The organism is Lysinibacillus sp. CNPSo 3705 (assembly GCF_028674935.1).
Taxonomy (GTDB): domain Bacteria; phylum Bacillota; class Bacilli; order Bacillales_A; family Planococcaceae; genus Lysinibacillus.
The window spans coordinates 1-10,312 of record NZ_JAQZSD010000102.1 but is presented as its reverse complement, the minus strand read 5'-3'; the positions used below and the strand labels follow the sequence as shown (position 1 = coordinate 10,312).

At 32.6% G+C, this 10,312-nt stretch carries 13 protein-coding genes; 1 reads left to right on the top strand and 12 read right to left on the bottom strand.

What is annotated here, in order from left to right:
• The 10 genes from PVA17_RS23455 to PVA17_RS23410 all read right to left on the bottom strand — a co-directional run.
• Positions 1 to 263 (bottom strand): hypothetical protein (locus PVA17_RS23455; RefSeq protein WP_274069155.1); only part of this gene is annotated, 263 nt, incomplete at its 3' end.
• 299 nt (positions 264 to 562) lie between these two features.
• Positions 563 to 742 (bottom strand): hypothetical protein, encoded by a 180-nt coding sequence (locus PVA17_RS23450; RefSeq protein WP_274069154.1) that lies wholly within the window; start codon positions 740 to 742, stop codon positions 563 to 565.
• Between the two features lie 43 nt (positions 743 to 785).
• Positions 786 to 1,013 carry a hypothetical protein gene (locus PVA17_RS23445; RefSeq protein ID WP_274069153.1) on the bottom strand — a complete coding sequence of 76 codons (228 nt, stop codon included), beginning with the start codon at positions 1,011 to 1,013 and terminating at the stop codon, positions 786 to 788.
• Between the two features lie 108 nt (positions 1,014 to 1,121).
• Positions 1,122 to 2,357: a sensor histidine kinase gene (locus PVA17_RS23440; protein ID WP_274069156.1), complete on the bottom strand. Its 1,236-nt coding sequence runs from the start codon at positions 2,355 to 2,357 to the stop codon at positions 1,122 to 1,124.
• Between the two features lie 3 nt (positions 2,358 to 2,360).
• A complete protein-coding gene (locus PVA17_RS23435) occupies positions 2,361 to 3,059 on the bottom strand; it encodes a response regulator transcription factor (RefSeq protein WP_274069152.1) in 699 nt (232 codons plus the stop codon).
• An 88-nt stretch (positions 3,060 to 3,147) separates the two neighbouring features.
• Positions 3,148 to 5,127 carry an ABC transporter permease gene (locus tag PVA17_RS23430; protein WP_274069151.1) on the bottom strand — a complete coding sequence of 660 codons (1,980 nt, stop codon included), beginning with the start codon at positions 5,125 to 5,127 and terminating at the stop codon, positions 3,148 to 3,150.
• Positions 5,117 to 5,836: an ABC transporter ATP-binding protein gene (locus tag PVA17_RS23425; protein WP_274069150.1), complete on the bottom strand. Its 720-nt coding sequence runs from the start codon at positions 5,834 to 5,836 to the stop codon at positions 5,117 to 5,119. Before PVA17_RS23425 ends, PVA17_RS23430 begins: the two co-directional genes overlap by 11 nt.
• Positions 5,837 to 5,862: 26 nt before the next feature.
• Positions 5,863 to 6,531 carry a lipoprotein BA_5634 family protein gene (locus PVA17_RS23420; RefSeq protein WP_274069149.1) on the bottom strand — a complete coding sequence of 223 codons (669 nt, stop codon included), beginning with the start codon at positions 6,529 to 6,531 and terminating at the stop codon, positions 5,863 to 5,865.
• 551 nt (positions 6,532 to 7,082) lie between these two features.
• Positions 7,083 to 7,679 carry a protein kinase gene (locus tag PVA17_RS23415; protein ID WP_274069148.1) on the bottom strand — a complete coding sequence of 199 codons (597 nt, stop codon included), beginning with the start codon at positions 7,677 to 7,679 and terminating at the stop codon, positions 7,083 to 7,085.
• Between the two features lie 277 nt (positions 7,680 to 7,956).
• Positions 7,957 to 8,391 carry a MarR family winged helix-turn-helix transcriptional regulator gene (locus tag PVA17_RS23410; protein ID WP_132360958.1) on the bottom strand — a complete coding sequence of 145 codons (435 nt, stop codon included), beginning with the start codon at positions 8,389 to 8,391 and terminating at the stop codon, positions 7,957 to 7,959.
• Positions 8,392 to 8,534: 143 nt separating this feature from the next.
• Between PVA17_RS23410 and PVA17_RS23405 the strand changes: the two genes are divergently transcribed.
• Positions 8,535 to 9,011 (top strand): GNAT family N-acetyltransferase, encoded by a 477-nt coding sequence (locus PVA17_RS23405; protein WP_248716142.1) that lies wholly within the window; start codon positions 8,535 to 8,537, stop codon positions 9,009 to 9,011.
• Positions 9,012 to 9,249: 238 nt separating this feature from the next.
• Here the strand turns inward: PVA17_RS23405 and PVA17_RS23400 are convergent, their stop codons facing one another.
• Positions 9,250 to 9,687, bottom strand: a complete 438-nt coding sequence (locus PVA17_RS23400) for a GNAT family N-acetyltransferase (protein ID WP_132360962.1) — start codon at positions 9,685 to 9,687, stop codon at positions 9,250 to 9,252.
• Between the two features lie 187 nt (positions 9,688 to 9,874).
• Positions 9,875 to 10,312 (bottom strand): GNAT family N-acetyltransferase (locus PVA17_RS23395; RefSeq protein ID WP_274069147.1); only part of this gene is annotated, 438 nt, incomplete at its 5' end.

Sequence of the window (10,312 nt, the reverse complement as noted above, 5' to 3'; positions counted from 1 at the left end):
TCTCTATATCTTGTAAGATGATAGTGTGGATAAATAATATTAGTAATGTCTGAAATAAAAATATTAAACGAACTTTTCATCTCATTTTCAAGTATGGTGAAATTATCTTTAGTAGTGAAAAAATTCAAGAAAAAAACATCTTTATCATTTTGCTCACTATAATTTAGTATCTTTTGCTTTTTAAGAAAAGCTTTAATATAGGTTTTTAAAGCATTATAGTTCTCTTCTTCTTTATCCAATATAATGGAAAATTCCATAACCATTTAATACACCACTTTCTATTTTCGTCACCATGGGCGTTTAGGGTAATTATTTCCGAATTTCACATTAAATAAAGTGTTATGTTTGTCCATTTTAGGTGGAACATGATAATGTACATTTCCAACATACCCCTGCCCCTTAAAAGTAAGCTTATCTATTCTCAAATCAATACGTAAAAGTTGCGTTTTCTTATATTTGAGTGTAAACAAAGTATGGTTGTATTTATTATCTTTACTCCTTTTTGGTCCAGTCCAGGTAAGGTTTTTCCCATATTTTGTAACAGCCGCAGTTATCATTGGGGTTATTTTTTTACCGCTTGATTAAGTACCTTTTTTGTAATCCACCGAGTAAGGAATCCAAATGCAACTTCAAGAGCACCGACTATTAATGGTATTAGAAAGGCAATCTCCCCGTCCGGATCCACATTCATCACTGGATTATTATTCGCATAATTATAGCCATTCAACGATAAAGGATTCATAGTATCTCCACGAACAGGGTCTAGTGATAAAAATAAACCTGTATTAACGTGCCATTAAATAGTAGAGCTTTGTATTCTCATCGTAACGATAACCAGCATAGCGATATGGGTTGATAGAATCTAAATGATCTTTTGTTCCACTTTGCGTTAAAATGTTACCCCATGCATCATATGTGTAAGATGCAACGAGCTTGCCACTCTCATCTGTCATCCCTAGTACATCACCACGATAGTTTGTGATGTACTGATAAGGTACTCCTTTGTAAATCATTGTGAGTGGGTGTCCGTTATCATCGTATACATAACTTTTTACTGCATAAGTACTACTATTTTTCTCATTCGGCTACAACCTTAAAAACTGATTCAGATATAAAACATTTTAAAATTTTATAAAGGTAATTGTAAACTTTGTATAAGCATTTTTCACACTTTCAACTTTAATCAAAGCTTGATGAGCTTCAATAATCGCTTTTGTTAAAGCCAAGCCAATCCCTGTAGAATCATGTTTTTTAGAATTGCTTGCTTTGTAGAATCGATTAAAGATATGTGGTAAGTCTTCAGCAGCAATCCCTTCTCCAAAATCTTGAATTACGAGCTCTGTATAAATCGGTGTATCCATTACTTGAAGTGTGATTTTCTCACCACGTTTAGAATGCTCAATCGCATTTTTTAGCAAGTTCATCAAAGCTTCTTGCATCCATAATTTATCGTGGATAACCACTACTTCCTCCGTCCCATCCCAGTCAATTGACAAATCCCTTTCATTGATAATATTTTCCAAACGATTCAAAACTTCATTAATGGTATTCACCAAGTTTAAAGGTTCTTTATCAAATGAAACAGCTTTGGCATCAATTTTCGCTACTTTTAACAAGTTTTGAATTAAGACATTCATTCTGGAAATTTGCATTTCATTATTTTGTAATAATTGAACTTGTTGCTGACGGGGCAAATCTTCCATCAATAACATTTCATTATAGATGGATATAGTTGAAAGTGGCGTTTTTAATTGATGGGATATGTCTTGCAACATTTGTCCTAAAAATTCCTTCTCTACAAGTAAATCCTTCATATTTTTTCTAATTACGTCTTTCATAGAGCGGAATGAAACAGCTAATTTGGCGATTTCTCCTTCTTTATTTTCATTGATTGTAACGGAGTAATCTCCATCAATTATTTTCTTAGCCGTTGAAGTAAGTTGCTTAATTTTATTGAAAATAATCTTGTATTGAATATAGTTTGCCAGAAACAGTATTAACCCGAAACAAATCATTCCCCATAATATTGTTTGATTAAAGCTAGAAATATGGTTATTTAAAAGTGGAAAAAGTTTCGTCTCCAAATCCTCGTATAATCCATACTGCCTAAAAATTTCTCTCCCTTTCTCCTGATATTCACTTGAATTAGAAGAATTACTTGTTAAGACTTTCATAATTTCTGCTTCATTCTCAGGGTTTTGTTCAATCAATTTGGCGGATATTTCTCCCCAGGCTGTAATAGAATCTGTTTTTAATTGATTGTAAAATATTTGATGTGAAATTAACTGATAAACGATAAATAGAGAAAATAAAACCACCAGTATGATCAAATAACCTTTCAATTCGGTATTTTTCATCATCTATTCTCGGTTCACATCCTTATCCCAATGATATCCTAATCCTCTTTTAGTAATGATAAACTGAGGATTTTTGGGGTCATCTTCAATTTTTTCTCTTAAACGCATTATGTATACAGATAACGTATTTTCACCAAAAAAAACATCATCTTCTTCTGTTATTTTCAATAAGATTTCATCTCTTTCTAATAGTTTGTGAGCGTTCTTCATAAAAGCTAACAAAAGCTTATATTCTAAGGTTGTTAGTGGAACAATACCCTGATTTTTATAGACCTTTACTTGGTTCATATCCACCTTTATATTTTCAGATATTAAAATCATTGAAACTTCTTCCAATCTAGCTTGTTTACGTAATTGTACTTTTACTCTCGACATAAGTTCTCTAACCCGAAAAGGTTTTGTTATATAATCATCTCCGCCAATATCTAGTCCCATTACTACATTTGCTTCTTCATCCAAAGCTGTTAAGAATATAATAGCTGTTGCATTATTTTGTTTTTTGAAGTGCAAACATAAGTCATAGCCATTTCCATCCGGAAGGTTGATATCTAAGATAGCCAAGTCAAAAATGTTATCATTAAATTGGCTTTTCGCTTCTTTTACACTAGTAGCTCTAATCACCTCATAATCTTCATTTCTTAATGAAAATTCAATGGCTAGACCTAGAGCCTCATCGTCTTCTACAAGTAATATTTTATTCAAGTATATCTTCTCCTTCCTCTCACTCTATATTAGCAGTTACCATCAAATCAGAATAGCCTGACTATAATAAATAGCCAGGCCTTTAGTATTATTCTTCTCTTATCGTATTTATAATATTATCCTGTCGGATTCTTCTCAGCGGTAGCAGCACCGATAAATAACTGATTACCAAAGCTGCAACAAATGTAATAAAACAAGCAATATAAGGAATCGACCATTCTGCTTTTAAGAAACCGGAAGTAGCATTATACGAAATAATATATGAAAGTATACAACCGAAAAATATACCTTGCAAGCTTCCAGAAAAACCGTAAATCAGTGCTTCATAAGTAATCATTTTTTTCAAATCCTTTTGGGACATACCTATAGATTTTAGTGCAGCCAGTTCTTTTCGCCTAACCATGATACTAATAGTAATCGTATTGAGGATATTTAAACTACCGATTAAAGAAATAACCACAATAAAAGCATAGACTAGAACTTTGATAATGAGAACGGATTCCTTCTGGTCTTTTTTCGCTTCAAAGTTATTGATCACTACAATGGAGTGATCTTTTCCAATAGTGTTCTGGATGTCTTCAACAGTAGCGAGAGATTGATTTGTATCTTTCAATTCAATTTCAAAACTTAAGTCTTGTTCGGAAACCTTGGATACATTTTTAATCAACTTTATTTGTTCTAAAACCTCCAGATTCTCAGAAGAAACATTATTTTCATCATGTAGATTGATTGTAAGATCCGATTCATACGGTTCGTTCACAAGTCTGGATGAAAATGCGATGTCCATTAAAGATGAAAAAGTAATAAACAATACACTGCTTATAATAATTGATAAAACGGTAACGGTATAACGATTTTTATTTCTTTTTACATTTTTCAAGGCCATGCTTAACGGGAATGAAAAAGGTTTTCTTAGCACCTTATTATTTCGATTTTTGATTTTCCCTTTATTTATTGATAATCTACTGCTAATTGCCAACAACGGTGATATTCTACCTGCAAAAAAAGCAGGGTAATAACTGGATACTAATACGGCTATCAGCGTAAGAATCGAACTAATCAATAATATCTGCCAATCAATATTGAACAATGGAACATTTGAACTATCTTCTAATAATATCAAGAAAATGGTTTGGAGAATACCAAGTGCCAATAAGCTACATATAATGCCGATTGGTATGGCTATGATAGCCAACACAGCAGCTTCTTTCATTACAATTTGTCGAATTTGTTTTCGTGTAGCACCGATGCTTCTCAACAAGCCGAACTGCTTCATTCGTTCTACGACACTGATTTGAAAAGCGTTGTAAATGACAATAATTGTCGCAATTACAACAATACTGACAACGATAACTAGGATAGTCAGAAGCGCTTGATTCGATTCCGGTTTCAAAACTAGAATCAAATCATTGTTAATAGCAATATTATCATCTTCAGTAATTGATTTAAGTTCGTCTAAAACCTCATTGAAGTCTGCCTTCTCATTAATTTCAATTAATATCCTTCCCTCTCCAATAGCAAACTTACTTTTATATGTTAATAATCGTCCATTTTTACCTTTATGTGTAGAATCATTATTATTCAGTAAGCCTACCAGTTGATATGTTTTTCCATCCAGTTCAAATGAATCACCAATCTGAAGATCTTTTTTTATATAAGGAAGTATCCAGGAATCAACAGCGGCCTCATGGTCATTAGATGGTAATTTACCATCAAGAAGGCTATAGGTTAAAAAATTTAAGGCTTGGTGATCTGCGAAATTCATTTGCACAGAAACCTCTCCAAGTGGAAAGATGTCCCCTTCAGACATTAAACCAAACGATTCAATTTGGGGATTAAATCTGATTTTATTTAATATCTCTTCATCGTAATCTGAAATACCAACATGAAAAGAAACCCCGCTTAACTTTTTGGTGTTCTCAATTTGAGAAAGTTGTGATCCTTTCGCATAGAGACCAATCGTTGAAATTAATGCTACAGAGAGCACGATTCCAACCAACGTCAAAATTGTTCGTTTCATATTCCCTTTTAAATACTTAGTACCTAGTTGCTTATAACTATTGATCAAAATCATTCCCTCCGGTCAGTGACTCTTTCGCAGTCAGTCGTTGGTCAGAAATGATTTTACCATCTTGTATTGTGATAATCCGATCCGAGGCTGATGCTATTGTTAGATCGTGAGTAATCATGACAATGGTTTGATTGTATTTTTTTGCAGTGAATCTTAATAAATCCATAACTTCTTTCGTATTTCGAGTATCCAGATTACCTGTAGGCTCATCAGCAAGTATCAAATGCGGACGATTAATAAGCGCCCTGCCAATTGAAACCCGTTGCTGTTGCCCTCCAGATAGTTCGGAAGGCAAGTGATTCTTTCGTTCTTGAAGGCCTAGGATATTCATAATTTCATTTAAATACTCCATATCTATAGATTCACTATCCAATAACGTAGGTAAAGCAATATTTTCTTGGACATTTAATACCGGTATCAAGTTAAAGAATTGGAAAATAAATCCAACCTTTCTTCTTCTGAATACCGAAAGCTCATTATCTGTGTATTTATAAATATCATTGTCCCCAATAAATACCTTTCCTGAACTAGGGTGATCCAAACCACCTAAAATATGAAGCAGAGTACTTTTACCAGAACCAGAAGCACCGACAATTGAGACAAACTCTCCTTGCTGAATAGAAAGATCAATTCCGTTTAATGCATCTACCCTATTATCGCCTTCTCCATAGCTTTTCACTATATTCTCCATACGTACAACTTCCATATGACCCATCCTTTCGTCATTAAAACTCAATCTTCTATGTCTACAAAACCTACTTTGCGTTTGCTATCTGGATAAACGTTCTCAATTGTTTTGAAAACTTGTTCTACTTCTTCTTTATCTTCTTTATAATCAAATTTATCCTTTAAGTGAATCAGTGTCATAACGGAATCTGGGTCAGCAAGCTCATCATAAGTTTTGTCATTTAGAATAACAAAATCCATAGCCATATATCCGACCCATATTTGATTCTTAATATAACTTACAGGTATCATTCGTCCATTCAAATCTATCTGGTTATCTACCAACTCATAATCACTTATAGAATAGAACAAATTTAGTGACCCAGGTAATTCTTTAATTTCATTAACAGGTTCTGAAATGAGAGATGAACTGCCTGGTTCTTTTCTTGCTCTAATAATTCCTTTCTTAACTAATTGTTCAGCAGTAGTTTTGTTAATAACCAAATACTCATGTTCTGATTCACCTTTTTTTGTTACGATGAACTTCGCTTTGTAATCATAAGTTTGTTCGGTTTTATTTTTATATTCCTGCTTAACTTTATTGACATCTTGTTCTGTGCCGATAACTACTATTCCATTGGCCGGTTGTGGTGGACCTTGAATAAAACGTTTTACTCCGTATCCTATACCTAAAAAAATAACGATAACTAAAACAAATCCTATAATTTTTTTCATTTTCTTTCTCCTCGTATTTGATGTCTAAATTATAGACTAGATATTCTTTATATTTGAATAACTGTTAACTAACTATTTATTTTCTATTCTTACTCATTTGTAAGAATAGTTCCTTTTTCATGTGTTAGGACATGGAAATTTACTTACTACAGGAGGAATTAGGATTGAAAGCGCTTTTGTAGATGTTAACAACTTTCGGAGCTAGAACGTATTCCTATTATCCAAACAAAAGGCATATATTCACTACCAATCATAAAACATAGAAAAAAAGACTAGCTAGGCTAAATTAGCTTGGCTAGTCTTCTTCTATTATGCAGCTATTGGACTAGTAACACACGCATGTTTACTGTCAATCGTTTTATAATCTACGTCAATTAATTTACAGCTAGCTATTGCCACTTAACTTAGCTCAATAAGAAAAGCTCCTTTGACTTCGGTAGCTTGATTTCCATGTCGTAAAAATTAATACAACAACACAGAAAATGTGATTACGTTTTTTCATGGGTGTTTAAGTACAATATTTCACAAACTTACCGACATACTAATTCTCCTTATTCCTTACCACACTCATAACAACGTTTGTCTTTGTCATAGTCCCCATACATACGTAGTTCCTTTTCTAATCCACAAATGATGCAAAAGTCAAAATGTATTTGCGGAAGTATGCCCTCTTCTGCTAATGGGATCCACTCTTTCTCATATAATTTCTTTGTCATACCATAGTCGATAAATACAAGTTTATCATCATTGTTTAAACCGTAATTACTACTGTCTATTAAATCAAAGCAGTCGAAGTTTTTATCTAATATTTCTAAAACCTCATCAAACAAATTAGGGATCAAGCGTCGGTTTTCTTCAACTTTCACCTCATATGACTGATTATTCTTTAGTTCTAATGGTTTGTAATATTTTTGTACAGATATGAATTCATCCACATAATATGTCTGAGCGAATAACCGATCGAGACCTTTGTCAGCCATTGAAGTATAAATTTCTATTTCATTTTTTGATTGTTTATAACCAATTGGATGCAAATGCACTTTTATTACATAATCCAAAACTCTATATACTTTTCTTGTAGAACCTAAGCCAACAAAATTTTCATCTATACAATACTGATTCCAATTTTGAATTATTTGTTTTTGCATTGTTTTCCCTCCCTGCACAACTAAAAACTTTACTGTATATAAATTTTTTTGCCCTTTTAAAGTAACCTACTTCGGTAGTTCAATAAGAAAAAAAAGCTGCCTATGCAACTCAATGATCTTCAAGTAAAGCCTCCGTTGCCATCTATGAACCACAAAATTTAGCTCTTCTCCACAGAAATAAAAGATAATTGAGTTCTTTCCTAGAAGTTTAAGTGGAACAGCGACGCTTATTAAATAATCGCGCCCTTTAACAGAAGACTCGATTTCAAGATAATCTTCAAAGTTTATTATTATCTAATTTTTCTTTTATTAGCATCATTGAATTACGAATTTCATGGATCTCACTTTTTGTTAGTCCATTAAACAATTGATTTACTTGTTCATCTGACTGATTGTTAATTTTATCTAGTAGTTCTTCCCCCTTTCTCGTCAAAAATAGGAGATTTTTTCTACTGTCTATTGGTGAGCTTTTTTTTTCTATTAACCCTTCCCTCTCAAATTTACGTAAAATTCTGCTCAAATAGCTTCTATCAATATTAAGTTCTTGCACGAGATTATTTGCAATACACTCAGTTCTCTCACTTATTTCAAATAGTATTCGTGCTTCGGTTAATGAACAATCTGTATCTAGAATTTGGTTATTAAATAAACCAAGTACCTTTGTATAAAAACGATTGAATTGTCTGATATCATAAATAATTTCTTTATCCATACTTTCTCCTTTAGTTGACTTAGTCCACATTTAATATTAATATAAATGTATCCCTAAAATGTAGACTAAGTCAACATTTTAGGGATACTATTTTCAAAAATCTGTGGCAATCCTTATTAAGACCTAATTGAAGGAGATCGTATATGATTATTCGAGAAATTAAAAAAGAAGACAATACAAAAGTAAAAGAAATTATACAAGATTCATTAAAATCACTTGGATTAGCAGTTCCTGGATCAGCTTATTTTGATCCTCAACTTAACGACCTTTACCAATATTATAATAATTTAAAACATGCGAACTATTGGGTAGTAGAATTAGATGGGGAAGTTGTAGGTGGAATTGGTATAGCTCCGTTCAGCGAACAGGAAAAAGTTTGCGAATTACAAAAGCTATACTTAAGTCCAAAAGCACAAGGTTTAGGGCTTTCCAAGAAATTAATGGAAACAGCTTTGTCTTTTGCCCCTAAACATTATGAAAAGTGCTATTTAGAAACAATGCATGAATTAAAAACTGCATGTATTTTATATAAAAAATTTGGATTTACACTTTTACAAGAACCCCTACCAGGTTCTGAACACTCTGCTATGGATGCGTGGTATTTAAAAGATTTGAATTAGCCATAAGAAGTCCATTAATTCGATTATAACTAAAAGCTAATATATAGAAAAAAAGCTGATTTCCAAAATGTGGAGTTCGGCTTTTTTGTAACTTTATGAAAGGTTGTACTTAAACTACCCCCCCTCTATAAACATTGATGTATCAACAGTTTCCACGACTTCGTGATGAAGAAAAAGATGGGATCCCTGTGGAATCCCATCTTGAAGTTAAGCACCCGTAGTGAAAAAAGCTAGTTGCTTATAACTGCAAACTCATAGTAACTGTCCTAATGCTAAATCCCAATTTTTCATACAGTTTAATTGCTTGATTCCCTGCAAATGCACTTAGACGTATTTCTGAATATCCATCTTGTTTTAGATGGTCAATGCCTGCTCTCATTAACATTTTAGAAATCCCATTTCCCCTAAATTCTTCTATAACAAATAGTTCGTAAATAAATCCATTCATCATATCAGTAAATTGGTCTTTGCTAGCGCCTATAAGAATCCAGCCCATTAATTTATCTTTTTTTGTTGCTATTAAATAATAGCTTCCCTTTTCCAAAAGTGGTTTAACAAGTTGGTCAATTTTTTCTTTTGTAGGTTCTACTTCACCTAATGTGCCATCAAAAACAGCTTGTGGAGAAAGAGATAATACCTTTTTTAGTTCAAAATCGTTAGGTTTTCTAATATCCATCATTGAATCAGTCCTTTAATCTCCTTTTAGTCAGTTTAGCATAATATCCCAATAAATCCCCTCTAAAAAGCTATTACCTACTTGAATTCTTCTTGTCCTAAACTCCCTCTATGAATATTGATGTATCAACGTTTTCCACTACTGCTCCGTTAGCGCAAGAAACGATTGCCCTAATTGAACCTTTAAATTAGCATTCATAGGCCATTCTTAAAAATTCATATGTGCTACCATTTGTATCTTGCATAAATGTATCAATATCTTTAAACCTAGCTTTTCTATATACTTTTATCGCTCTTTGATTAAAAGTTGCCACTGATAATGTAATTTTATCTGGTGTAAATCTTGATTGGACAAAATCAATACCTGCATTTAGAAATTCTAACCCTCTACCATCACCAGTCAAATCTGGTCTCATTCCTAAACCTATATCATAAATATTAGAAGCTACTTTGTTAACACTGAAGAAACCAATAATTTCATCCTCTTTCAAAACTGCAAACATTGAGTTACCTCTTGTTTCTGGGTTTAAAAATTCAGCTAAATCTTCTTCATCAGCTTCTATATCATAAAAAGAATATTCTCCATCATAGTGCCAATTATGTGCAATATCCTCAGCTTGTTCCTG

Bases quoted from the DNA above. Each gene is read 5' to 3' on its own strand.
- PVA17_RS23450 (WP_274069154.1), bottom strand. From the start codon at position 742: ATGAATCCTTTATCGTTGAATGGCTATAATTATGCGAATAATAATCCA.
- PVA17_RS23445 (WP_274069153.1), bottom strand. From the start codon at position 1,013: ATGATTTACAAAGGAGTACCTTATCAGTACATCACAAACTATCGTGGT.
- PVA17_RS23440 (WP_274069156.1), bottom strand. From the start codon at position 2,357: ATGAAAAATACCGAATTGAAAGGTTATTTGATCATACTGGTGGTTTTA.
- PVA17_RS23425 (WP_274069150.1), bottom strand. From the start codon at position 5,836: ATGGAAGTTGTACGTATGGAGAATATAGTGAAAAGCTATGGAGAAGGC.
- PVA17_RS23420 (WP_274069149.1), bottom strand. From the start codon at position 6,531: ATGAAAAAAATTATAGGATTTGTTTTAGTTATCGTTATTTTTTTAGGT.
- PVA17_RS23415 (WP_274069148.1), bottom strand. From the start codon at position 7,679: ATGCAAAAACAAATAATTCAAAATTGGAATCAGTATTGTATAGATGAA.
- PVA17_RS23410 (WP_132360958.1), bottom strand. From the start codon at position 8,391: ATGGATAAAGAAATTATTTATGATATCAGACAATTCAATCGTTTTTAT.
- PVA17_RS23405 (WP_248716142.1), top strand. From the start codon at position 8,535: ATGATTATTCGAGAAATTAAAAAAGAAGACAATACAAAAGTAAAAGAA.
- PVA17_RS23400 (WP_132360962.1), bottom strand. From the start codon at position 9,687: ATGGATATTAGAAAACCTAACGATTTTGAACTAAAAAAGGTATTATCT.